Origin of the sequence: Streptomyces sp. NPDC006296, assembly GCF_040613235.1 — a bacterium.
Classification (GTDB): Bacteria; Actinomycetota; Actinomycetes; order Streptomycetales; family Streptomycetaceae; genus Streptomyces.
On record NZ_JBEXRT010000052.1, the window covers coordinates 1 to 22969 of the forward strand.

The 22969-nt window shown below is 72.7% G+C and carries 20 protein-coding genes and 1 pseudogene; 16 read left to right on the top strand and 5 right to left on the bottom strand.

Annotated features, from left to right (window positions below; translation table 11 throughout):
- The 4 genes from ABZ172_RS26915 to ABZ172_RS26930 all read left to right on the top strand — a co-directional run.
- The coding region (locus ABZ172_RS26915; protein WP_356887375.1) for a KR domain-containing protein at window positions 1-2043 on the top strand (2043 nt) is incomplete at its 5' end.
- 19 nt (window positions 2044-2062) lie between these two features.
- A complete protein-coding gene (fabV, locus tag ABZ172_RS26920; RefSeq protein ID WP_356887433.1) occupies window positions 2063-3292 on the top strand; it encodes an enoyl-[acyl-carrier-protein] reductase FabV in 1230 nt (409 codons plus the stop codon).
- A gap of 7 nt (window positions 3293-3299) precedes the next feature.
- Entirely contained in the window at window positions 3300-3446 is a 147-nt protein-coding gene (locus ABZ172_RS26925) for a hypothetical protein (RefSeq protein ID WP_356887377.1), read from the top strand.
- Between the two features lie 3 nt (window positions 3447-3449).
- On the top strand, window positions 3450-4892 hold the full coding sequence (locus ABZ172_RS26930) for an aldehyde dehydrogenase family protein (RefSeq protein ID WP_356887379.1): 1443 nt from the start codon (window positions 3450-3452) through the stop codon (window positions 4890-4892).
- 153 nt (window positions 4893-5045) lie between these two features.
- On the opposite strand, the gene ABZ172_RS26935 is transcribed toward ABZ172_RS26930, so the two are convergent.
- The gene (locus tag ABZ172_RS26935) at window positions 5046-5261 is read right to left on the bottom strand and encodes a hypothetical protein (RefSeq protein ID WP_356887381.1); all 216 of its coding nucleotides are present in this window, start codon (window positions 5259-5261) and stop codon (window positions 5046-5048) included.
- 281 nt (window positions 5262-5542) lie between these two features.
- Between ABZ172_RS26935 and ABZ172_RS26940 the strand changes: the two genes are divergently transcribed.
- Entirely contained in the window at window positions 5543-5830 is a 288-nt protein-coding gene (locus ABZ172_RS26940) for a metal-sensitive transcriptional regulator (RefSeq protein ID WP_356887435.1), read from the top strand.
- Here the strand turns inward: ABZ172_RS26940 and ABZ172_RS26945 are convergent.
- Window positions 5821-6029: pseudogene (locus ABZ172_RS26945) on the bottom strand (MBL fold metallo-hydrolase); the annotation flags it as partial. The gene ABZ172_RS26940 and the pseudogene ABZ172_RS26945 overlap by 10 nt on opposite strands.
- A 275-nt stretch (window positions 6030-6304) precedes the next feature.
- Here ABZ172_RS26945 and ABZ172_RS26950 point away from each other — a divergent pair.
- The 5 genes from ABZ172_RS26950 (at window position 6305) to ABZ172_RS26970 (ending at window position 12746) form a co-directional block, all read left to right on the top strand.
- Entirely contained in the window at window positions 6305-7144 is an 840-nt protein-coding gene (locus ABZ172_RS26950; RefSeq protein ID WP_356887437.1) for an AraC family transcriptional regulator, read from the top strand.
- Window positions 7145-7304: 160 nt separating this feature from the next.
- Entirely contained in the window at window positions 7305-8168 is an 864-nt protein-coding gene (locus ABZ172_RS26955) for an ABC transporter ATP-binding protein (RefSeq protein WP_356887383.1), read from the top strand.
- A 228-nt stretch (window positions 8169-8396) separates the two neighbouring features.
- Window positions 8397-9461 (top strand): iron-siderophore ABC transporter substrate-binding protein, encoded by a 1065-nt coding sequence (locus tag ABZ172_RS26960; protein WP_356887385.1) that lies wholly within the window; start codon window positions 8397-8399, stop codon window positions 9459-9461.
- Window positions 9458-11560: an iron ABC transporter permease gene (locus ABZ172_RS26965; RefSeq protein ID WP_356887387.1), complete on the top strand. Its 2103-nt coding sequence runs from the start codon at window positions 9458-9460 to the stop codon at window positions 11558-11560. Before ABZ172_RS26960 ends, ABZ172_RS26965 begins: the two co-directional genes overlap by 4 nt.
- 91 nt (window positions 11561-11651) lie before the next feature.
- Window positions 11652-12746, top strand: coding sequence for a peptidase C39 family protein (locus tag ABZ172_RS26970; protein ID WP_356887389.1), 1095 nt, complete (start codon window positions 11652-11654; stop codon window positions 12744-12746).
- 186 nt (window positions 12747-12932) lie between these two features.
- Here the strand turns inward: ABZ172_RS26970 and ABZ172_RS26975 are convergent, their stop codons facing one another.
- The 3 genes from ABZ172_RS26975 to ABZ172_RS26985 form a co-directional block, all read right to left on the bottom strand.
- On the bottom strand, window positions 12933-14837 hold the full coding sequence (locus tag ABZ172_RS26975; protein WP_356887391.1) for a DUF2075 domain-containing protein: 1905 nt from the start codon (window positions 14835-14837) through the stop codon (window positions 12933-12935).
- Window positions 14838-15191: 354 nt separating this feature from the next.
- Window positions 15192-16631 carry a cytosine permease gene (locus ABZ172_RS26980; RefSeq protein ID WP_356887393.1) on the bottom strand — a complete coding sequence of 480 codons (1440 nt, stop codon included), beginning with the start codon at window positions 16629-16631 and terminating at the stop codon, window positions 15192-15194.
- A 301-nt stretch (window positions 16632-16932) separates the two neighbouring features.
- Entirely contained in the window at window positions 16933-17919 is a 987-nt protein-coding gene (locus tag ABZ172_RS26985) for a flavin reductase (protein WP_356887395.1), read from the bottom strand.
- Window positions 17920-18219: 300 nt separating this feature from the next.
- Here ABZ172_RS26985 and ABZ172_RS26990 point away from each other — a divergent pair, with 300 nt between their 5' ends.
- Genes ABZ172_RS26990 through ABZ172_RS27015 form a run of 6 tightly spaced genes read left to right on the top strand, consistent with a single transcriptional unit; the run spans window position 18220 to window position 22918 of the window.
- The gene (locus ABZ172_RS26990; protein ID WP_356887397.1) at window positions 18220-18813 is read left to right on the top strand and encodes an amino acid synthesis family protein; all 594 of its coding nucleotides are present in this window, start codon (window positions 18220-18222) and stop codon (window positions 18811-18813) included.
- Complete coding sequence (locus ABZ172_RS26995; protein WP_356887399.1) at window positions 18810-19361, top strand: amino acid synthesis family protein; 552 nt, start codon at window positions 18810-18812, stop codon at window positions 19359-19361. The genes ABZ172_RS26990 and ABZ172_RS26995 overlap by 4 nt, the downstream gene beginning before the upstream one ends.
- A gap of 7 nt (window positions 19362-19368) precedes the next feature.
- Window positions 19369-20100: an alpha/beta fold hydrolase gene (locus ABZ172_RS27000; RefSeq protein WP_356887401.1), complete on the top strand. Its 732-nt coding sequence runs from the start codon at window positions 19369-19371 to the stop codon at window positions 20098-20100.
- Window positions 20093-21592: an aldehyde dehydrogenase gene (locus ABZ172_RS27005; protein ID WP_356887403.1), complete on the top strand. Its 1500-nt coding sequence runs from the start codon at window positions 20093-20095 to the stop codon at window positions 21590-21592. Before ABZ172_RS27000 ends, ABZ172_RS27005 begins: the two co-directional genes overlap by 8 nt.
- A gap of 1 nt (window position 21593) precedes the next feature.
- Window positions 21594-21878, top strand: coding sequence for a tautomerase family protein (locus tag ABZ172_RS27010; protein ID WP_356887405.1), 285 nt, complete (start codon window positions 21594-21596; stop codon window positions 21876-21878).
- Window positions 21875-22918, top strand: coding sequence for an LLM class flavin-dependent oxidoreductase (locus tag ABZ172_RS27015; RefSeq protein WP_356887407.1), 1044 nt, complete (start codon window positions 21875-21877; stop codon window positions 22916-22918). The genes ABZ172_RS27010 and ABZ172_RS27015 overlap by 4 nt, the downstream gene beginning before the upstream one ends.
- The last annotated feature ends 51 nt before the right edge of the window (window positions 22919-22969 follow it).

Consider the following 22969-nt stretch of genomic DNA (forward strand, 5'->3'; position numbering starts at 1 on the left):
GCGGAGCCTGTGGACTTCTCCTACGAGGCGCTTGCGGCTCAGGGGTACCGGTACGGGCCGGTTTTCCAGGGGCTGCGGCAGATGTGGCGTCACCATGACCAGGTGTATGCGGAGGTCGTGCTCCCCACCGACCCGGACCGGTACACCCTCCATCCCGCCCTGCTCGACGCCGCACTCCACGCCGCGCCCACCGAGGGCCCTCGGCTGGCGACCTCCTGGCACGGAGTCGCCGTGCACGCGGCCGGGGCGTCCGCGCTGCGGGTGCGGATCGGCCCGAACCGTACGGGCGCGCTGTCGATGTTGCTGGCCGATGCCGTGGGTGACCCGGTCGCCGAGTTCGTCGTGGGCACCACCCCCGTCGATGCACGGCAGTTGCGAGCCGTCAGGGCCGCGCAGCTCGACGCACTGCACAGGGAGGAGTGGACCGACCACATCACGAGGTCGGCGCCCCGCGCGGCGCACTGGGCCGTGGTCGGTGCCGATCCGCTCCGGGCGGTGGCGGGGCTGACGGCTCAGGGTGTGCCGGCCCAGACGTATCCGGATCCCGACGCCCTGACGGAGGCGGGCGGTGCCGCGCCGGACTGCCTGGTGTTCACCGTGCAGCCGGGTGCGGAGACCGCCACCGCCGTGCGGGAGACACTGAGCAGGCTCGACGCCCTCCGGGCCGCCGAAGCGCTCGCCGGGGTGACCGTCGTGTTCCTGACCACCTCCGCGGTGCCGGCCTTCGACGGGGCCGGCACCGACCTCGCCGGCGCCGCGGTGTGGGGGCTGATCCGGTCCGCGCAGGCGGAGGAACCCGGACGCTTCGTACTCGCCGATCTGGACGCCGACGACGAGGCCTCGTGGCGGGTGCTGCCGGGGGCCGTCCTCTCGGGCGAGCCGCAGACAGCCCTGCGCGAGGGCCGGGTCAGGGTGCCGAGACTCGCACCCCACCCCCCGGCGAGCGGCGTGGAGCGGGGCACCGGCGACGACGGCACGACCCTGATCGCCGGCGCGGGCACACCCATGGGTGAGCACCTGGCGCGGCACCTCGTCGCCGCCGACGGAGTACGGCACCTGGTACTCACCGGAGCCGAGACCCCCGCACTGGCCGCCGAGCTCACCGGGCTGGGCGCCACCGTCACCACCGCACCGTGCGATCCGGTCGACCGCACGGCGTTGCGCGCGCTCATCGGCCGTCTGCCCGCGGAGCATCCCCTGACCACGGTCGTGTACGTACCGGAAGGGCTGCCGGGCGACGGTCCGGCAGCCGGGCCCCCTGCCGCGACAGCGCCCTCCGCCACCGCTCGGACTCCGGACGAACGCGTCGAGCAGGTGCGCGCGACGATCGCCGCCGCGGAGGCGCTGGACCAGGAGTCCGGGCCCGCCGTCACCCTCGTCCTGTGTTCGTCGGCGGCCGGCACCCTCGGCGGCGGTCACGGCGCCGAGGCCGCCGCGGCGGCCGCACTGGACGCGCTCGCCCGACGGCGCCGGGCCCGCGGGGCCCCCGCGGTGTCCCTGGCCTGGGGCCCCTGGGCGCGGGGCGACGCAGCCGCCCGTACCGGAATCGCCGGGGCAGGCGTGCTGGGATTGCCGGAGGCCCTCGCGCTGTTCGACACCGCCCGTCACGCGGACGGACCCGTGGTGATCGCCGCCCGGCTGGACCTCACCGAACCGGCCCGGCGGGCCGCAGCCGGGAAGGCCCTGCCGCCGCTGTTCCGGTCACTGGTCAGGCCCACCGGCAGGCGTACGGCGGCGGCAGGAGCCGTCTCGGCGACTTCGCTGCGGCAACGGCTCGCGTCGATGGCGGACGCCGACCGGGACCGGGCACTGTCCGACCTGGTCGCCACCCAGATCTCCGCGGTACTCGGACTCGAGGCGGCCGAGGCGGTACAGCCGCACCGGATCCTCCGCGAGCTCGGATTCGACTCGCTCTCCCTTCTGACCCTGCGCAACCGCCTGAACTCGGCGACCGGCCTGCGTCTGGACACCGCGTCGATGTTCCACCGCTCGACACCCGACGATCTGGTCGAGCACCTCAGGCACGCACTGCTCGGCACCTGACACGGCGGAGGAGACGATGATGCACCGACCGCTCACCCCGTCCGAACGCGTCGTCGCCCCGACGGGACGTGGCTATCTGCTGCTCGAATCGCATCCGGCCGGATGCCTCCGCGACGTCGAGCTGATGCGGGCCGAGATACCCGTCCCCGAGGGGCCACCGGCCCGGCGGCCGACGGCCCTGGTGATCGGTTCGAGCGCGGGCTACGGCCTGGCGAGCACGGTCACCGGACTGGTGCGGTACGGCATCGACGGCGTGGGCGTCGCCTTGGAGCGGCCGGCCGGGCACCGCAGCGCCACCGCCGGGTGGTACCGCACCGTCGCGACCGACACGCTCGCCCGCGCACTCGGTTCGGACTTCTCGTTCCTCAACGCCGACGCGTTCGCCGACACCACCAAGGCCGAGACCCTGGATCTGCTGGCCGAGCGGTTCGGCGGCGTCGACGTCCTGATCTACAGTGTGGCCGCGCCCCGGCGCACCGATCCACGGAGCGGCACCACCTACCGGTCGGTGCTGAAGCCGCTCGGCGCACCCCACACCACCCGGAACCTGGAGTTCGCCGAGGACGGCTCCGCGTCCCTGCGCGAGGTCACCGTCGGCCCGGCGGACGAGGCCGAGACCGCCGCCACCGTACGTGTCATGGGCGGCGAGGACTGGTCCCGCTGGATCGACGCACTGGCGGAACGCGGCCTGCTCCGTGACGGATTCCGGACGGTCGCCCTCAGCTACATCGGCTCACCGCTGAACGCGGCGATCTACCGCGCGGGCACGATCGGCGCCGCCAAGACCCACCTGGAGTCCACCGCGGACGCCCTGACCGTACGGCTCGCCCCGGTGGGCGGCCGGGCCTTCACCTCGGTCAACGGAGCGGCGATCACGCAGGCTCTGACCGCCGTCCCGGGGATCCCGCTCTACGTCAGCCTGCTCCGCGGTGTCCTGGGCGACCGTTTCCCGTCCCCCGTCGAGCAGACGCTCCAGCTGTGGAAGCAGCTCACCGCACCCCGCCCCGACGTGGACGAGGCCGGCCGCATCCGTCTCGACCGGTGGGAGCTGGCCGGGCCCGTCCAGGCCGCTGTGGCCGAACGCTGGCGGGCGCTCAGCCCCGGGACCCTCACCGAACTGGCCGACATCCCGTGGTTCCGCACCCGGTTCCGCGCTCTGTACGGCTTCGACGTGCCCGGCGTCGACTACGCCGCCCCGGTCGAGACCGATCTGCCCTGGCCGACGGCGGGCGTCCGGCCGTACAGGTAGGAGCGGCGTGGGACCCGACGGCGTACCGAACCAGACCCGCCTGCTCCGGCAGGCCGACCTCACCATCCGTACCGACACCGTCCACCGCGGCTCCGACGAGAACCGGCGCGGCCTCCCCGCCGGTCACCTCCTCGGCCCGCCGAAGGGAGCCTGAACCATGAGCGATTCCCCCAAGAAGTACGGTCATTGGACAGCCGGAGCCTGGCTCGCGCCGGAACAGGGCCACTACCCGATCACCGACCCGGCCACCGAGGAGACCGTCGGTCACGCCCCCGAGGGCCATGCCGCCGAGGTCTGGGCCGCGGCGGAGGCCGCACGGGACGCCTTCGACGCGTGGTCGCGCACCGAACCGGGTGAGCGGGCGGCCGTCCTGGAGCGCATCGGCGCCCTGATCTCCGAACGCGCCGACATGCTGGTGCCCCTGATGCGGGCCGAGAGCGGCGCGACCGCGCGGGTGGCACGGTCCACCCAGGTGTCCACCGCGGCCGGTCACTTTCACCGCTACGCACTCGGTGCGCGGGAGCCCGACACCGTGACCCTCGCGCCGCACCCCGCCGCCACGGGCCCGCAGGAGGACGGCGGACCCGTCGAAGCGGTGGCGGTGCGCCGCCCCCTGGGCGTCGTGGCCTGCATCACCTCCCACAACCTCCCTCTCGCCGACCTCGCGGCGAAGATCGCACCCGCGCTCGCCCTGGGCAACACCGTGGTCGTCAAGCCCGCCCCGGAGGACCCGCTCGGCTGTCTGGAGCTGGGACCGGTCATGCAGGAGGCCGGTCTCCCGGACGGCGTCTTCAACGTCGTCACCGGATCGGGGCCCATCACGGTCGAGGCCTTGGTGGCGCACTACGACATCGACATGGTCAGCTTCGCCGGTTCCGTCGCCGAAGGCCGGAGGATCGCCGTCTCCACGGGCGCCCAGTCGAAGCGCACCCTCCTCGACCTCGGCGGCAGAGGCACGGTCGTCGTCCTGGAGGGCGCCGACGAGCACGCACTCAAGTCGGCCCTCGCGGCAGCCGGTTCGGCCTTCACCCTGTACAGCGGTCAGATCCGCGCGACACCGGCCCGGCTGCTCGTGCACCGCACGCTGTACGAGAGGTCCGTGGCCGCCCTCGCCGCGCACGCGGAGGCACTGACGGTAGGCAACCCCGCCGAGGACGCCGTGCTCGTGGGCCCGCTCATCTCCGCCGCCCGGCGCGATCGCTTCGAGGCGTACGTCGAGACGGCCGTGCAGCAGGGCGCCCGGATCGCCGCGGGTGGCGAACGCCCGCTCCTGAAGCCTGGGTTCTACGTCGCACCCACCGTGCTCGCCGACGTCACCCCGGACATGACGGCAGCCCAGGAAGCGATCGCCGGCCCGGTCGTCGCGGTGATCCCCTTCGACGACGAGGACGAGGCGGTACGGATCGTCACGGATGCCCCCGCCGCCCTCCACGACCACGTCTTCTCCGCCGACACCGCCCGCGCCCGGCACGTCGCCGCGCGCCTGAACGGCGACAACGTCGGTGTCAACACCGCCCGGGAACACCCCGGGACGCATACCGGCGGCCCCTTCGGGCTCCACGCCTACAGCGAACTCCGCTCGTTCGTCCGGCCCTCCTGAACCCCGGGGCCGGACGCCCCGTGACGCGGCGCCGTACCCGGCGTCGTACACGCGTACCGCGCGGACGGCCCTGAAGGCCCCGTCCGGTCCCGGCGAGGACCTCGCCCGGACCGGACGGCCGGGCTCCGGTGCCCGGCGATCCGCTTGCGAGCGTCACCCGTCGCCGGCCGCACGACGGGTCCGCGCGGCCTTCTCATGAGCATCCAGCAAGTCGTTGCACGTCTGTGCTTCCGCACCGGGCTCCGTGGCGTCCGGTGTGCGTAGTTGTGCGAGATAGGCGCGTACGGCTCCGGTGACCGAATCCTCGGGGGGCAGCACCCGGACGCAGTCGGCGAGCAACTGCTCGAACGCCGGAACGCCCGAGGCCATATCCCCTTCGAGGCGGCTCCGGGCTTCGGCCAGACATCCGCGGAGCATGAAGGTGCCCATGTGATCGGTGCCCCAGATCCGCAGGGCCGCCGACTGGATGTCCTCGTAGGCGGCGACGGCCTCGGCCCGATGTCCCGCTTTCGCGAGGAGTTCGGCACCCTGCTCGTCCGGTGTGAGCGGAGAGGGCGTCCGGGACGCGGGGAGGGTGTCATCCTTTCTTCCGGCGCTGTCGCCGCGCGGGGGAGTATCTTACCCCCGGGGGTATTTCATGAGGAGTGATGATGGAGCTTGATCTGGCGGGTGCGGAGCTGAAGGCGGTCCTGAACCGGCTGCGCCGGGCTCAGGGGCAGATCGCCGGCGTGATCCGGATGATCGAGGAGGGGCGGGACTGCGAGGAGGTCGTCACGCAGCTCGCGGCGGCGTCGCGGGCGCTCGACCGGGCCGGGTTCGCGATCATCGCGACCGGGCTCCAGCAGTGTCTGGCCGAGACGGAGAACGGCATTCGCTCCGGGGAGGACCGTGACGAGATGCGGGCCCGGCTGGAGAAGCTCTTCCTCTCCCTGGCCTGATCCGGGCCGCCGGTGACGTAGTCGTGGTGCAGGTGCGTCTCCACCACGCGGGAGACCCGCACCCCCCCCCGCCGGGCCGAGGCGGCCGGCACCCGGTCGATGTCGAGGCGCGGATCCACGGCCACCGCGGTCCGTCCGCCGCCGGCGAGGTGACTTCGGTTGCCCAGCCCTCGGTCTCGACGGTGCCGACGAAGGACACGGCCTCTCCTCTCGGGCGAAATTACCCCCTGGGGTATCTACCTCGCTGACCCCGAGGTAGGGCCGCCCGGTGCTCCGCCGGTCGCCGCCACCGCGCTCCCCAGGCCCGCCCTGCCCCGGACCCGTCCGGTACATGACGGCCCGACCGCCGCCGGCGGCGGGCCCGGGCGGGCGGCTCGTGCGAGGTCCTGCCAGGTCGGGCCGCCGTTTCCGGAGCGGGGCCCGGATAGACTCCGGGGCATGGTCCGGTCGTCCCGCGGTGAGGTGAGCCCGGGGATGTGGCTGCGCGAGGCGGACACCGTGGTGCGCCGGGTCGAGGTGCCCGCGGAGCCGGTGGCCGCCCCCTTCGCCATCACCGCCGGGTTCCGCATCCCCCGTGTCCCCACGGAGTGGGCGCCGCACGCGCACCCCGTGCACGAGCTCGTCTGGGTGCGCGGGGGCACGCTCACCTCCCGGGTCGAGGACCGCGTCTTCACCGTGTCCGAGGGGCACGGGCTGTGGATGCCCGCCGGGACGGTGCACGGTGGCCGGGCCACCGCGGGCGCCGCGTTCCACGACGCCTTCTTCGCCCCCGACCGCACGCCCCTCGCGTTCGAGGAGCCGAAGGCGATCGCCATGACGCCGCTGCTCGAGTCGCTGCTGACCCATCTGTCCCGCACGGATCTCGATCCGGAGGCCAGGGCGCGGGCCGAGTCCGTCGTGTTCGACGTGCTCCGGCCGTCGGAGCGCCAGTTCACGTTGCAGCTGCCCGGTGACGTCCGGATCGCGGCCCTCGCGGAAGCCCTGCTGGACGATCCCGCCGACAGCCGCTCGCTGGAGGAGTGGGCGCGGTGCCTGGACGTCAGCGAGCGCACGGTCACCCGCGCGTTCCGCCGCTCGACGGGCCTCTCGTTCGCGCAGTGGCGGCAGATGCTGCGGGTCCACCGCGCGCTGGCGCTGCTGGCCGAGGGGTTCGACGTGACGACGGTCTCCGAGACGCTCGGCTACGCGCAGCCCAGTTCCTTCATCGCCGCGTTCCGCCGGGTCATGGGGACCACCCCGGGCGCCTTCTTCGGCGCGGCCGACGGCGCTTCGCCGGATGTCCGGAATCCCGTATCACATGTCCAGAACTCCTGATTGTCGACATCGCGAGCGGAATATAACCTTCTCGGAGTTAGGTGACCCTTAGTTGGTGCTCGCCGCGGACGGAGCTTTCCGTGCGCGGGAGCGTGCCGCCCGGTGAAGGCCGGACGGAGGGTGCCGCAGCCCTTGCCCCTCCGACCGTCCGGACCTCTCGATGTTCACAAGCCCCTTCCGGCCCACCGGCCCTGCCGAGGCCGGCCCCGCCGCACCGGCCGCCGCCCTCCACGGGCACGACCTGGTGCTGCGGTACGGCGGGAAGCCGGTCGTCCACGGTGTCTCGCTCACCCTGGAACCCGGCCGCGCGACCGCTCTCGTGGGGCCGAACGGCAGCGGGAAGTCCACACTGCTGCGCGCGCTGTCCCGACTGCACCGGGTGGACGGCGGCCGGGTGACGCTCGGTGCCCCCGACGGACCGTCGGAGCGCGACGCCGCCCTGCTCAGCGCACGCCGGTTCGCCCGCGAGGTCACGCTGTTCTCCCAGTCGAGGCCGGCGCCCCAGGGGCTGACCGTCGCGGAGGTCGTGGCGTTCGGACGCCACCCCTACCGGCGCGGCTTCGCCGGCCCGACCGCCGAGGACCGGACGGCGATCGACCACGCCATGGGTGTCACCGGAGTGCGGGACATGGCGGACAGGCCGGTCGGAGAACTCTCCGGCGGGGAGATGCAGCGGGTCTGGCTCGCGGCCTGCCTCGCCCAGGACACCGGTGTGGTGCTCCTGGACGAACCGACCAACCACCTGGACCTGCGGTACCAGATCGAGACACTCGACGTGGTCCGCGACCTCGTCCAGGAACACGGCATCGCGGTCGGCGTCGTGCTGCACGACCTCGACCAGGCGTCCCGCGTCGCGGACACGCTGGTGCTGATGCGCGCCGGCCGGGTGCACGCGGCCGGTCCCCCCGCCGAGGTCCTCACCGCCGAGAACATCGGCGAGGTCTACGACATCCGTGTCGAGGTCGGCGTCGACCCCCGCACCGGCCGTCTCCGCATCGACCCGCTCGGGCGGCACCTCGCCTGACCCGGCACATCCGGCCGTCCGGGCGGGACGACCCGCCCGGGCCCCGCCCCCTCCACCCGACGCGACACCACCCGTCTCCGCGCCCGGCGCCCGGGGCGGTGATCCGTGGCCCCGGCACGTCACGGACCCGGCCGCGCGCCCCGTACCCCTCCTCGTTCCGAACACACGCAGCGTGCTCGGAACGCACCGATCCCGTCCGAACGCACCCCACACGAAAGAGGCCCCTGCATGAACCGCGCCCACCGCCTGGCGGCGTCAGCCTCCACCGGACTGGCCCTCCTCGCCGCAACGGCCTGCGGCACGACCGACGTCGGCAAGGCGGCTCCCGGCGACGGCGCCGCGGCGGCGCCCGCGTCGAAGAGCTGCGCCGACGACACCACGGCCACCTCGACCGGACCCGTCTCCTTCAAGGACGGCGTGGGCCGCCAGGTGAAGCTCGACAAGCCCGCCCGGCGTATCGCCGTCCTGGAGTGGCAGCAGGTCGAGGACGCGCTGACCCTGTGCGTCACCCCCACCGCCGTCTCCGACGCCAAGGGGTACAGCACCTGGGTCAGCGCGGAGAAGCTGCCCGCCGGGGTGACGGACATCGGCACCCGGGAGGAGCCCGACCTCGACACCCTCTACGCGGCCGATCCCGATCTCGTCGTCGTGGAGGCGTTCGACGCCGACGACGAGACGATCGCCAAGCTGGAGAAGCGCGGGGTCCCCGTGATGGCCACGCGCGGCGCGAACCCGAAGGACCCGATCGGGAACATGCGGGAGGTCTTCAGCATGATCGGCGAGGCCACGGGACGCACCGAGCGCGCCGACCAGGTGCTCGACGAGTTCGACCAGCACCTCGCCACGGCGAAGAAGCAGGTCACCGACGCCGACCTGCCGACGAAGGACTTCCTGTTCTTCGACGGATGGCTGCAGGGCGGCAACCTCACCGTCCGCCCCTACAGCGACGGCGCGCTGTTCACCGAGATAGGCAAGGAGCTCGGCATGACGCCCGCGTGGACCAACGACGTCAACAAGGCCCACGGCGACGGCGGTGTCGACCCGTCCTACGGCCTCGCCCAGACCGACGTCGAGGGACTCACCGCGGTGGGGAACGCCAACCTCTTCCACGCCAACGACGAGGGAGCCGGCGGATACGTCGCCGCGCTGGCCAAGAACCCGATCTGGAAGTCCCTCCCGGCCGTGAAGGAAGGGCGCGCGCACGCCTTCCCGGCACGGGTGTGGGGCGCCGGCGGCCCCCGCTCCTGCGCCCAGGCGATCGACGCATACGTCGACGTACTCGCCACGAAGTGAGCACGATCCGGACACCGGCACCCGCAGCGAGGCCGCTGTCGCGCACCGAACGCGGTGGCGGCCCCGCCGGGCTGCTCGTCCTCACGCTCCTCCTCGCCGCGACCGTCCTGGTGGGCGCGTGGCACCTGACGCAGGGGACGTCGGGTGTCGGCGTCGGCGACCTGCTGCGCCACCTCGCCGGGCGGGAGGCGGACTCGGGCGCGGCGCCGGTCGGTGAGATCCTCACCGGCTCGCGCCTGCCGCGCCTGCTCGCGGGCGTGGCCGTGGGGTTCGCCCTCGGCTGCGCCGGCGCGCTGCTCCAGTCCGTCACGCACAACGCGCTCGCCTCCCCGGACACCCTCGCGGTCACGGCCGGGGCCTACTTCACGCTCACCCTCGTCGCGGCCTTCGGCCTCGCCGTACCGCTGTGGGCGTCGGGAGCCGTCGCCTTCGCCGGCGGCCTGGTCGCGGCGGGCCTCGTGCTGCTCCTCGCGGGCCGCGCGGCGGGCACCGCGGGCACCCGCCTCATCCTCGCCGGATCGGCGACGGCCCTGGCCCTGGACGCGGCGACCGGGATGCTGCTCATCCTGTTCGGCCAGAACACCACCGGCCTCTTCGCCTGGGGCAGCGGTTCGCTCGCCCAGCTGAACATCGACGCGTCGGTGCGCGCCTTCCCCCTCGTGGCCGTGGTGCTGTGCCTCGCCCTGGCGCTGTCCCGGCGGCTGGACGTGATGAACCTCGGCGACGACGCCGCAGCGACCCTCGGCGTGCCGATCCGGACCACCCGGGTGACCGCCGTGCTCTGCGCGGTGCTCCTGACCAGCACCGCGGTGACGCTCGCCGGCCCCATCTCGTTCGTCGGCCTCGGCGCTCCCGTCCTGGCCCGGCTGATCGCGGGGCGGGTCCGGGCCCTGCGCCGGCACCTCCTGCTCGTCCCCGCAGCCGGTTTGCTCGGCGCGCTGCTCATCCTGCTCGCGGACGCCACCCTGCGCGCCGTGCAGGGCGCGGACGGCGCCGCCTCCATCCCCACCGGCGTGCCGACCGCGCTGCTCGGCTCCGTCGTGATCGTCGTCCTCGCGCTGCGGCTCCGGGACACGGGGCAGCTCCGGCAGCCGCCGCACGCGCGGATCGCCGCCCGGTCCCGCCGCGCGTACCTCCTCGTCGTGACCGGCACCGTCACACTGCTGGCCACGGCGGTCGTGGTGGCGGTCCTGGCGGGGAGCCTCTGGCTGCGGACGGGGGACGTCGTGCTCTGGATCCAGGGTGCCGCCCCCGGCCTCGTCGGTCAGGCGCTCGACGACCGGGTCCCGCGCGTGGTCGCCGCCGTCCTCGCCGGGGCGGCCCTCGGCCTCGCCGGATGCGTGGTGCAGAGCACGGTCCGCAACCCGCTGGCGGAACCCGGCGTCCTCGGGATCACGGCGGGCGCCGGACTGGGCGCGGCGAGCGTCGTCACCTCCGGCCTGCCCGGCGGACAGCCGGTGCTCGTCGCGGTCGCCGTCGCGGCGGGGCTCGCCACGTTCGCGCTGATCGCCCTGCTGTCCTGGCGCGGCGGCTTCCTGCCCGACCGGTTCGTCCTGATCGGCATCGGCTGCGGGTACGGCCTCAGCTCCGTCACCACCTTCCTCCTGCTGCGCGCCGACCCGTACGACACGCCCCGCATCTTCACCTGGCTCTCCGGCACGACCTACGGCCGCACCCTGCCCGACGTCGCCCCGGTCGCGATCGCCCTGGCGCTCGCGGTCCCCGTGCTGCTCGCGATGCGGAGCCGGCTCGACCTGCTCGCCGTCGACGAGGACACCCCGCGCATCGTCGGCGTCAGGCTGGGGCGCACACGCTTCGCGGCCCTGGCGATCGCGGCGGTGCTCGCGGCGCTCAGCGTGATCGCCGTCGGCGTCGTCGGCTTCGTGGGGCTGGTCGCCCCGCACCTCGCCCGGTCGCTGGTGGGCGCCCGGCACGGCCGCGCGATCCCGGTCGCGATGCTGCTCGGCGGACTGCTGGTCTGCGTGGCCGACGCCCTCGGCCGCACGCTCGTCGCCCCCGCCCAGTTGCCGGCGGGCCTCATGATCGCCCTGGTCGGCGCACCGTACTTCGTCCTGGTGCTCCGGAAGTCCCGCGCCTGACCCGCGCGGTGGCCCCCGGCCCGGCCCTCACCCTCACCACCCCGACCCGTACCGTCCGTCCCCGTCCCACCGGCCAGCAAGGAGCACCGCCATGGCGGCCCAGCAGGAAACACCCGCGCAGAGCGTCGTCGTGCCGTTCGTGTCCGGCACGACGCCGGACGCGCTGAAGCGCCTCGGACACCACGAGGTGGTGGAACGCTGGCACGCGGTCGACCGGTCGGCCCACGCTCCTCACCTCGTGGCCGTCCCGGCCGGCGACGGCGGGCACTGGACGGCCGCCGCCCTCGTGACGGCCCGCCCGCACACCGCCTATCTGAAGATCGTCGACGCCGTCGGCGACGTCCCGGCCGCCGTCGCGGCGGTCGTCGCCCACGCCCGCCGTCTGGAACGCACCCAGGTCAAGTGGGAAGGATGGACGGCGACCCCGGAGGCAGCCGCGGCAGCCGGTTTCACACCGCTGCGCCCTCCGCTCACGCCCCCGGACGACACGGCCGGACCGGCCACCGGTCACGTCCGCTGGCTGGACGGTGCCGCACCCGCGGAACCCCCGTACTACGGGCAGACCACACACTTCACCTGCGGAGCCGTCACCGCCCTGGTCGCGCAGACGCACGCCGGGGTGCTGCCGCAGGGGGCACTGGACCGCCGGGCGGAGCTGACGTTCTGGCGCGACGCGACCAACTTCCCCGCGTGCGAACCGGTCGGCCTGGGCGTCGCCGCGCGCCGCGCGTGGCCGTCGTCGCCCGTCACGGTCCACCTGGACACGGACCGGCCCGTCATGCTCGACCACCTCCCCGAGAGCGAGCAGGAGTGGCGCGCCTGCCTCCAGCGCATGGCGCGCACGGACGCCGACGGCACCGGCGTCCCGGTCGACCCGCGCCCCCTCACCTCCGCCGCGATCCGGGACGCGCTCGGACGGGGGGAGCACGTGCTGCTCCTGGTCTCGCTCGCCGGCATGCAGGGCTTCGACGTGCCGCACTGGGTGCTCTGCCACGGCGCCGTGCCCGGCGCCCTCGTGATCGAGGATCCGTGGGCCGACGCGAAGAAGGGTGACACCTGGGTCGACGCCCACCTGCTGCCGGTCGCCGACCCGTCCCTGGACACGATGTCGGCCGTCTCGCCCGACGGCTTCCACGGCGCCGTGACCCTCGGCCGCCCGGAGGGGGAGGGGCCGGGAGGCGCATAGCCGGAGTGCTGGGCGGCGGGGGTGCGGCGGCCGACGGCTCTGGTCGCCCGTCGGGTTCGGCCCGTGGGACGACCTCCTCGGCCGAACAGGTATCCAGTCCACCGAGCGGGCCTTCTACCCGGCTGCCCAGACGGTTGTCGCACTTTTTCCACTGTGGCGGGACCGAAATCCTCGAACGACGGTGGGTCAGGCGGGAACGGCGGCTTCGACCCCTGCCTGCGGGTGGACGAGCGAGCGCAGCTTCTCGCGGGTCTCCGGATCTGTGGAGTAGATCATCGTTCCGACCATGCCCCGGGTCAGCAGCACCTTGTACGTGTTGCGGATGAGCCGGCTGACTTCGGAGTCCGGCGTCGACTTGGTGAAGATCGGGTCCTTCGAAGCCGTGCGGTCCACCACCCACCGGTCGGTGCGCCACACCAGGTCCGGCCCCATGATCACGCCCGACCAGTCGTACTCGAAACCCTGGGCGGTGTACACGCAGCCGACCTGGCCGAAACCGGCCGGATCGTTGGCCCAGAGGGGTGCCGCCGGCGCTCCGAAGAGCGACCGATCGCCGGGTACGTTCCATGGACGGGTCCACGCGCCGATGACGATGTCGCGCGGCAGCTCGGACATCTCCGGTGTGATCTTCGTCGTCCACTTCCAGCAGTACCCGGCAGCCATACGCGCGCTGTACTTTTTCCCTCCGCCTTCCGCGCGGCGGGCTGTGAGGAAGTCCTCCAGCTCCTGCGGGCTGTCGGCGGTCAGTAGCTCCACCTTGCCGTCCGCCTCCCACGCGGCCGGCTCGCCGCCCTCCAGGCCGAGCAGGCTCGCCACCCACTTCACGTAGGCTTCGCTGCCGCCGCAGCGGAACTGGCTGTCCAGCTCCACCACGACGCAGTCGAGACCCTGTGCGGCTGCGGCGTCCTTGATCTGTTCCTCGGTGCCCATCTCGCCGGGACGTACCACTTGGTGCTGGTCGAGCAGGAACACCGGTACCCGGGCTGCGTCGATCAGTTCGGCCACCTGCGGGCGGTCGGTGCGCAGGGACGCCTTGGTGTAGCGGTTGGCCGAGGTCTTGCGGAGCCGGTGGGCCTCGTCGCAGATGAGGACATCGAGGTCGTTGGGCTCGGCTGTCATGAAGCTGTTGAAATACATGAACAGCTTCTGCACCTCAGGCTTCCGGGCGCCCGCGATCTTGCGCATGGTCTTGGTGAACGACGCCGAGCCGGTCGCGTGCAGAGCCGTGTCGCCGCGGCGGAACAGTTCGCCGAGGAGCGACAAGGCGATGACGCTCTTGCCGGAACCAGGACCGCCGGTCACCACGACCACCTGCTTGTGGTTGGACCGTTTGGCCTTGCGTACCGCCGACAGCACCAGCTCGTACGCGATCCGCTGCTCGTCGAGCAGGATGAACTGCTCGCGGTCGCGGACCTCGGCGGCCGCGACGGCCATCAACTGCTTCGACGGGCGTGTCCTGCCCCCGACGAGGAGATCGGCCGCCCCCGCACCGGACCGGGGAGCCAGCCTCGTTCGCAGGAAGTCGAGGAACGCACCGCGCTGCTCGGCGGTGTACATACGACCCTGGAGGTCTTCCGGGACCTCACGCAGGGAACTGATGCCGAACTCCGTCGCGTTGTGCAGAAAAGCCACCCCCGCGACCGCTTCCGGAGTCCGTTCCAGCGCCCCGTTGAACGAGAGCAGATAGGAGCAGTAACCGCGGACCTGCTCGATCGGGTTGAGGACCGGGCGCGGATAGGCGTCTATCCGGCACAGAAGAGGATCTTCCTCCTCCGCGTACGCCTGGCTCCACTGCTTGAGCTCTACCACGACGTACGACGGTTCGCCGGTCGAGGGGTGGAGGCCCGCCAGTATGACGTCGGCACGCTTGCTTGTCAGAGGGAGGGAGTATTCGATCAGCATCTCGACGTCGTCGAGTCCGGCGTCGAGCAGCGCACCGGTGAGGGCGGGAAGGCTGCGTTCCCATGACCGCACCTCGGAGGCGCTGGGACGGTGTCCGCGCGCGTGCTGGAAATTCTCCATCAAGTGCAGCGCCAACGTGCCTTCGAGGTTGCGGGCGGCGACGGTCGCAGCGGACTCGCGGAACAGCAAGGAATTGCCCCCAGGCAGCACGAAGTAGCTCGTGCGGGTGGGGGCATGTCCTCTTCAGTCCGCTGACGCGGAACGGAAGCCCGTCGGGCCGCAGATGATCTGGCTCATCCTAAGCCAGGGACGAATCGAGCGGCGGAGTTTCGACGGGCCGCCTGCGGAGCGCGTGCCGTCGCACCGGATGTCTGCGTGATCGGGCCGCAGGGCTGGGCGCACGTCGCATATGCGACGGCCCCTTGACCAGTTCGTGCGGCGGCTGCGTGCCCTTTCAACTTGACGAGTTGAGAGCTCGCCCCCCTCGTCCCGGGGTGCTGCGGGACGAGGTGAACACGCAGGGGGCGCCCCTCGGCTGCCGGGTCAGGAGAGCTCGGCCAGGTCCGCCGGTTGCTCCGGCCGGCCCGTGGGGGCCGGGGCGCTGTCACCGCCGGGCCTGCGCCAGAGCGGCTTCAGGCGGTAGGTGAGCAGGTACAGGACGGCCGTGGCCCCGGCCGCGACGAACATGCTCAGGTCGCCCGCGCCCGGGTACGCCGCGGCGAAGGGACCCGTGTAGAGGGTGGACTGCCAGAAGGGCACGGACGCCACGACGCCGCCGGCCCAGGCCACCAGACCCCAGTCCAGCACCCTGGAGCGGTCGTAGAGCTCGGAGATCCGGGCCGGGTCGTTGCGCCCGCCCAGGTAGAAGTCGAGCAGCAGCACGGCGGCGAACGGTGCGATGAAGTACGCGGTCAGGTTGAGGAAGACCTTGAACTTGTCCTCGACCCCGGTCGCGCCCCACAGGCTGATGGCGTAGGCCAGTACGCAGATCGCGGCCACCGCCTGGGAGCGGGTCACCGGGACCTTCAGGGTCTGGACCGAGATCGCGCCGCCGTAGACGTTGAGGAAGTTCTGGGCCAGGGCGGACAGGCCGACCGCGATCAGGGCCGGTACGGCGAACGGGCCCGCGAGCTCGTGCAGGGCGGCGATGGTGTCCGTACCCGACGTCGAGCCTCCGACGATCACGCCCAGGATGCCCAGCCAGCAGATGGTGGCGAAGTTGCCGAGCCCGGTGTACCAGGCCGTGCGCCGGACGACCTGCGGGGTGTCGGGCAGGTACCGCGAGTAGTCCGAGGCGAAGGGGGCCCAGGCCACGAGGAAGGCGAGGAACCAGCCGCCCAGGGTCACGGAGCCGCCGGCCTGCCCGATGTAGCCGCTCGCCTGCGGGTCGGCGGCGAAGATGCTCCCGCCGCGCACCACGGCCACCACCGTGATCAGCACGAACAGCGGGGTGAGGACGTAGGTGAGCGCCCTCTGCAAGAAGTTGATCATGTTGTAGCTGTAGACGGCCACGACCAGTTCGACGGCCGTGAGCAGGGCGGCGCAGAGCCAGAACGGCCAGTGCGTCAGCTCGGCGAACGCCTTGCCGCCGAGGATGACGGTCACCGCGGCCCAGCCGATGCCGGAGAAGACGTTGATGTAGGCGACGGGCACGAAGTTGCCGAAGAAGCCGAGGGGGCCGCGCGCCTGGATCTGCTGGGGGACGCCGAGGCGTACGCCCATCTGGGACATCACGGCCATCAGTACGGAGCCTGCCGCCGCTCCCACGACGATGGTGCACACGGCGACGGGGAAGCTGAGCCCGAACCTGGCCGCGCCGAAACCGAGGACGATGACGGGAAAGTTGAGGCCCGCGGCGAACCAGACGAAGAACTGCGAGCTCGGTTTGCCGTGCCGCTCGCCGTCGGGGATGTGGTCGACACCGAAGGGCTCGACCTTGGTGAGCGACGTGCCGTAGGCGGGTGCCTGGGCGTCGTTGGTCATGGTGCGCTCCGCAGGAGGTGGGCCCGCAGGCCGTGAGGCCGCAGGGCGTGGGACTGCAGGACAGGGTGCTGCGGGAGGTACGGCGGGACATACGGCGCCGCGACGTGGGGCCGTGGGGCGTGGGACGGTGCGGCGAGGGCCCGGGGTCCGGAGGGCGGGCGGCCGGTCACCGCGGGGGCTTCCACCGGAGGGGTCCGCACCGCGGGGACGGTCGTCACGGGGCCGTTCACCGCGGGGGCCTCCGGTACGCGGACAGGCACCGGGCGGCCGGTCACCGCGGGGCCCGGCGCCGGGGGAGCGGTCACCACGGGAGCGGGGCCGTCGTCGAGATGTCGAAGAAGCCCCCGCCGCTGTAGACCAGCGGGGCCCGCTCGGCGTGGGAGGCCGAGACCACCCGCCCGGTGAAGACGGTGTGGCTGCCGGCCTCGATGCGCTCACCGATCTCCACTTCGAGCTGTGCGCTGGAACCGTCGATCAGTGGCGTGCCGTGGGTGCCGGGGCTCCACTCGATCCGGTCGAACTTGTCCTGGCCCTTCCCGGCGAAGACCTTGGCCACGTCCAGCTGGCCGGCGGCCAGGATGTTGATCCCCAGGTGACTCGACCGGTGGAGCACGGGGTGCGTCGACGAGCTGCGCTGCACGCAGACCAGGACCATGGGCGGGTCGAGCGAGATGCTGGCGAAGGCGTTGACCGCCAGGCCCCTCGGTGCGCCCTCGTCGTCGGTGGTGGTCACCACGGTGACGCCGGTGATGAACTTGCGGTGCACCCCGCGCACCAGCTCGGGCTCGACGGCGGTCCCCTGCGCGGTGGTGATGATCCCCAGCGCTTCCAGGAGCTGCCGGGAGTCGAAGGTCACCCGCTCCTCGACGATGCTGTCCCCCTCGAAACGGGCGAACGTCGCCCCCGAGACCTCGATGGGCCTCCCGGTGGGCGGTACGCCGAGGAAGGGGCCGGTGTGCCGGCCCGTGCTGCGCCAGCGGACGGCCAGGCGGTCGCCGTCCTCGACGAGATCCTCGATCTCGGTGCGCAGCTCGGGGAACGCCTCGCGCACGGCGCGGATGCTCTCCTTGAATCCCTCCCGGCTCTGCTCGACGCCCTGCGGGCCGCGGAGGCGGACGTAGGACGGGCTCAGCAGGTCGTTCAGGACATCGACGTCGCTCTCGTCCCACGCGGCGGTCCATGCGGCCCGGAGGCGGACGGACCGGTCGGACGGGGCGACGGTCGCGGTGTGGTCGGCGGAGTCAACGGTGGGGCACATGACGTTTCCCTCGGTCTGCGGCTCTTGCATGGCACAGGACGCTAGGAAGAGGGTGCAGTGCTGTCAATGGGGCGGGCGATATTCGCGAAAACCTTTGCCTCGTTCAGCTAATGCTCAGGTCAAACCGATATTTTGGAGCCTCCCCTTGACTGCCCCTAAGTGGACTCCTAGCCTCACTGGCATGGCACAGCAGCGAACGAAGAGGCAAAGAATGCGATCTCCGCTTCCGCGCGGTCGCGGGGACGCCGGGCGGCAGGGCGATCGCACACCGGACGGCCGCACCCCGGCGCGTCACCCGGGGCGTGCGTCCACCGTCGCGGAGCCCGCCGGATGACCGGCCTGCGGAAGGTCGTGACCGTCGTCGACGAGGTGCTGCTGGAACTGGGCCGCCCGGTCGCCACCCCGGTGCGCCGGGTCGCCGCCGCGGCCGTGATCCGCAACCCCTGGGCCGGCCGCGGCCTCGTCGCCGACCTGCAGCCCGACGTGGAGTCCGTCGCGCCGGGACTCGGCCGCATGCTGACGGACCGCCTGATCGGCGCGCTGGGCGGTGCCGACCGGATCGAGGCGTTCGGGAAGGCCGCCGTCGTCGGCCTCGACGGCGAGATCGAGCACGGCGGCGCGCTGATCCACACCCCGTACTTCGGCAACGTGCTGCGGGAGCTGACCGAAGGCACCTCGATCATCGTGTTCAGCGACGACCGGCTGGCGGCGGGCGAGGCGCTGACCGTCCCGCTGTGGCACAAGACCGCCGCCGCCACCCGCTCGCACTACCAGACGGTCCAGATCCGGGTGCCCGACGCACCCCGCCCCGACGAGATCGTGGTCGTCGCCGCCGCCGCGTCCGGACCGCGCCCCAACGCCCGTATCGGGGACCGCCGTTCCGACCCCGTAGTCCGCCTCGCAGACCTGGAGAAGACCCGATGAACGTCCGCAAGATCCTCACCTTCGTCGAAGACGTCCACACCGAGGGCGGCCGGCCCGTCGACCCGGTCGCGCGCACGGCGGTGGTGCTCGCCGTGATCGAGAACCCGTGGGCGGGACAGGACTTCGTGCCGGACCTGCTCCCCGGCATCGACGAGGTGGCGCCGCAGCTCGGCGCGTTGCTGGCGCCGCGCGTGGTCGAGGCGCTCGGCGCACCGGTCGAGGCGTACGGCAAGGCCGCGATCGTCGGCCTCGACGGCGAGGTCGAGCACGGCAGCGCGCTCATCCACACGCTGAAGTTCGGCGACCACTTCCGCAGGGCGGCGAACGCCACCACCCTGCTCCCCGCGGTGGAGAAGCGGGCGGCCGCCGGAGGCACCTTCGACATCCCGCTCAAGCACATCACCGACGCGACGGTCCGTTCGCACCACCAGAGCATCGAGGTGCGCGTCCCGGACGGGCCGCGGGCGGACGAGATCGTCATCGGCCTCGCCGCGGCGGCCCAGGGCCGGCCGCAGTCCCGGCTCGCCGACCTGTCGACCGAGCAGTAGGCCGCCCATGAGCAGGCCGACCCTCGTACTGCTGCACGGCGTGGGGCTCGACCGCACGATGTGGGAGCCCGTGGCCGCGCGCCTCGCCGACCGCTTCACCGTGCTCACCCCCGACCTGCCGGGCCACGGCGCCCGCCCGCCGGTGGCCGACGGGGTGGCCCTCGGCGACCTGGCCGACGGGGTCGCCGACGGTATCCCGGCCGGCTCCCACCTCGTCGGGTTCTCGCTGGGCGCGCTGGTGGCCCAGCACCTGGCGCTGCACCGGCCGGACCTCGTGCGCACGCTCACCTCCGTCAGCTCGGTGTGCCGCCGGACGCCGGAGGAACGGGCCTCGGTCCACGCCCGGTTGCGCACGGCGGAGGCCGACTTCGCGGCGTCCGCCGAGGCGTCCCTGGAACGCTGGTACGCGGGGACCGGTGTACCGGCCGCATCGATGAGCCGGACCCGGGCCACCCTGTACGCCAACGACATCGGGTCCTTCCTCGGCTGCTACCGGGTGTTCGCCACCGCGGACGCCGAACTGGCCCCGCACCTCGGGGAGATCACCGTGCCCTCGCTGGCCCTCACCGGTCAGGACGATCCCGGCTCGACCCCCGGGATGACGCACCGGCTGGCCGCGGCGCTGCCCTCGTGCCGCGCGCTGGTCGTCCCCGGGGCGCGGCACATGCTGCCCGTCGAGCGCCCGGAGGAGTTCGCCGGGGCACTCACCACGTTCATCGGAGAGAACGCACATGTCTGAACCCACGGAACAACTCCCCGTCCGGGGCCACTTCATCGGCGGCAGGTGGGTGGAGCCGGCCGGGGGCGAGTACTTCGACAGCACCGACCCGGCGACCCGCCGCAGGCTGTACCGGGCCGCGCGGGGCACCGCCGCCGACGTCGACCTGGCCGTCACCGCCGCCCGGGAGGCCTTCGACGACCCGCGCTGGCGCGACATGAGCCAGACCCGGCGCGGCCACCTGCTGCGCCGTCTCGGCGACCTGATCGCCGAGAACGCCGACGAGCTCGCCCTGATGGAATCCCGGGACAACGGCAAGCTGCTCCGGGAGATGCGCGGCCAGCTGACCACGCTGCCGGAGTACTACCACTACTACGCCGGGCTGGCCGACAAGATCCACGGCTCGACCATCCCCACCTCGGACCGCAGCGTCCTGAACTACACGGCCCGCGAACCCCTCGGCGTCGTCGGCGCGATCACGCCCTGGAACTCCCCGCTGACGCTGACCACCAGCAAGCTCGCTCCCGCGCTGTGCGTCGGCAACACCGTGGTGGTCAAACCCTCCGAACACACCTCGGCCACCGGACTCCGCCTCGCCGAGCTGGCCCTGGAGGCGGGCTTCCCGCCCGGCGTGGTGAACGTCGTCACCGGCTTCGGGCCCGAGGCGGGACAGGCCCTGGTCGACCATCCGGGCCTGGCCAAGATCTCGTTCACCGGGTCCACCGCCACCGGCTCGCGCATCGCCGCGGCCACCGCGAGCCGCTTCATCGGCTCGACCCTCGAACTCGGCGGGAAGTCACCCCACATCGTCTTCGAGGACGCGGACGTGGCGAACGCGGCCATGGGCGTCGTCGCCGGCGTCTTCGCCGCCGCCGGACAGACCTGCATCGCGGGAAGCCGGGTCTTCGCCCATCGCTCCGTCTACGACGAGCTGCTGGAGCGCGTCTGCGAACGGGCCAGGTCCATCCGCATCGGCGACCCGCTCGACGAGGCGACCGAGCTCGGCCCGCTCGCCTTCGAGGCCCAGCGCGACAAGGTGGCCGGCTACGTCGACCTCGGCCGCAGCGAAGGCGCCCGGGTTCTGACCGGCGGCGCGGCCACCGACGGCGGGCTCGGCGGCTACTTCTACGAGCCCACCGTCCTGGTGGACGTCGACAACAGCATGCGGGTGGTCCGCGAGGAGATCTTCGGCCCGGTCGTGGCCGTCATGCCCTTCGACACCGAGGAGGAGGCCGTCCGGCTGGCCAACGACACGGAGTACGGCCTCGCGGCGGGCGTCTGGACCACCGGCCTCGCCCGGGCCCACCGGGTCGCCGCACGCCTGGACGCCGGGACCGTCTGGGTCAACACCTACCGCGCCATGTCCCCGATGTCCCCGCGCCAGGGCTTCAAGACCAGCGGTGTCGGGGTGGAGCACGGCACCGAGGCGATCAAGGAGTACACCCGCGTCAAGAGCGTCTGGATCAACACGAGCGAGGAGCCCGTGTCCGACCCCTTCACGATGCGGAGCTGAGATGCCGCAGATCTCCGTCACGATCGCCGAGGGCCGCACCCCGCGGCAGATCCGCACCCTGCTGCACGAGCTCCACGCAGCCGTGCTGCGCAGCGTGGACACCCGGCCGGAGCACATCCGCGTCACCGTCCACGAAGTACCCCTCACCCACTGGGCCACCGGCGACACGACCATCGCCGAGATGCGGTCCCTGCCCGCGGACGGGACCGCCGCCGCGGACGCGGGACGCGGCGGCACCGATTCCGGTCACCCCGCCGCAGCCACCACAGACAAGGAGCTGACATGAGGTTTTCGCTGTTCGTGCACATGGAGCGCTGGGACGAGGAGACCAGCCACCGGGAGCTCTTCGAGAACCTCACCGAGCTGGCCCTGATGGCCGAGGCCGGGGGGTTCGGCACCGTGTGGGTCGGCGAGCACCACGCGATGGAGTACACCATCTCGCCCAGCCCGATGCCGATCCTCGCGCACCTCGCGGCGAAGACCACGACCGTCCGCCTGGGTGCCGGGACCATCATCGCGCCCTTCTGGCACCCGCTCCGGGCCGCGGGGGAGACCGCGCTGCTCGACGTCATCAGCAACGGGCGCATGGAGGTCGGCCTCGCCCGGGGCGCCTACCAGATCGAGTTCGACCGGCTGGCGGACGGGCTGGCCGCGGCCGACGGCGGCAAGCACCTGCGCGAACTGGTCCCCGCCGTCCGCAAGCTCTGGCAGGGCGACTACGCCCACGACGGCGAGATCTGGAAGTTCCCCACCTCCACCAGTGTGCCCAAGCCGGTGCAGCAGCCCACCCCGCCGATGTGGATCGCCGCCCGCGACCCCGCCTCGCACGACTTCGCCGTCGCCCAGGGCTGCAACGTCATGGTCACCCCGCTGATGAAGGGCGACGAGGAGGTCGCCGCCCTCAAGGCCAAGTTCGACACCGCGGTGGCGAACCACCCCGAGGTGCCCCGCCCCGACCTGATGGTCCTGCGCCACACCCATGTCCACGCCCCCGAGGACCCGGAGGGCTGGCGGCCGGCCGCCGAGGCGATCAACCGGTTCTACCGGACCTTCGACGCCTGGTTCGGCAACAAGGCCACCCCCTCCGACGGCTTCCTCGACCCCAGCCCGGAGGAGAAGTTCGCCGACCGGCCCGAGTTCGCCCCCGAGGCCCTGCGCGGCACCGCCATGATCGGGACCCCCGCCGAGGTCGTCGAGCGGCTGCGGGCCTACGAGGAGCTCGGCGTCGACGAGTACAGCTTCTGGATCGACAACAGCCTCCCGCACGAGGAGAAGCGCGCCTCGCTCGAACGCTTCATCAAGGAGGTCGTCCCCGCCTTCCGGTGAGGGACGCGTGGGAGAGGGCTCGCCCCGCGGCGGAGGCGAGCCCGTGTTCCG

Excerpts from the sequence above, each read along its gene's own strand:
- fabV (WP_356887433.1), top strand. The coding sequence starts at position 2,063 with ATGCACCGACCGCTCACCCCGTCCGAACGCGTCGTCGCCCCGACGGGA.
- ABZ172_RS26990 (WP_356887397.1), top strand. The coding sequence starts at position 18,220 with ATGACCGGCCTGCGGAAGGTCGTGACCGTCGTCGACGAGGTGCTGCTG.
- ABZ172_RS26985 (WP_356887395.1), bottom strand. The coding sequence starts at position 17,919 with ATGCAAGAGCCGCAGACCGAGGGAAACGTCATGTGCCCCACCGTTGAC.
- ABZ172_RS26955 (WP_356887383.1), top strand. The coding sequence starts at position 7,305 with ATGTTCACAAGCCCCTTCCGGCCCACCGGCCCTGCCGAGGCCGGCCCC.
- ABZ172_RS26970 (WP_356887389.1), top strand. The coding sequence starts at position 11,652 with ATGGCGGCCCAGCAGGAAACACCCGCGCAGAGCGTCGTCGTGCCGTTC.
- ABZ172_RS26935 (WP_356887381.1), bottom strand. The coding sequence starts at position 5,261 with ATGGCCTCGGGCGTTCCGGCGTTCGAGCAGTTGCTCGCCGACTGCGTC.
- ABZ172_RS27015 (WP_356887407.1), top strand. The coding sequence starts at position 21,875 with ATGAGGTTTTCGCTGTTCGTGCACATGGAGCGCTGGGACGAGGAGACC.
- ABZ172_RS26950 (WP_356887437.1), top strand. The coding sequence starts at position 6,305 with ATGTGGCTGCGCGAGGCGGACACCGTGGTGCGCCGGGTCGAGGTGCCC.
- ABZ172_RS26980 (WP_356887393.1), bottom strand. The coding sequence starts at position 16,631 with ATGACCAACGACGCCCAGGCACCCGCCTACGGCACGTCGCTCACCAAG.
- ABZ172_RS26960 (WP_356887385.1), top strand. The coding sequence starts at position 8,397 with ATGAACCGCGCCCACCGCCTGGCGGCGTCAGCCTCCACCGGACTGGCC.
- ABZ172_RS27000 (WP_356887401.1), top strand. The coding sequence starts at position 19,369 with ATGAGCAGGCCGACCCTCGTACTGCTGCACGGCGTGGGGCTCGACCGC.
- ABZ172_RS27005 (WP_356887403.1), top strand. The coding sequence starts at position 20,093 with ATGTCTGAACCCACGGAACAACTCCCCGTCCGGGGCCACTTCATCGGC.
- ABZ172_RS26930 (WP_356887379.1), top strand. The coding sequence starts at position 3,450 with ATGAGCGATTCCCCCAAGAAGTACGGTCATTGGACAGCCGGAGCCTGG.
- ABZ172_RS26940 (WP_356887435.1), top strand. The coding sequence starts at position 5,543 with ATGGAGCTTGATCTGGCGGGTGCGGAGCTGAAGGCGGTCCTGAACCGG.
- ABZ172_RS27010 (WP_356887405.1), top strand. The coding sequence starts at position 21,594 with ATGCCGCAGATCTCCGTCACGATCGCCGAGGGCCGCACCCCGCGGCAG.
- ABZ172_RS26995 (WP_356887399.1), top strand. The coding sequence starts at position 18,810 with ATGAACGTCCGCAAGATCCTCACCTTCGTCGAAGACGTCCACACCGAG.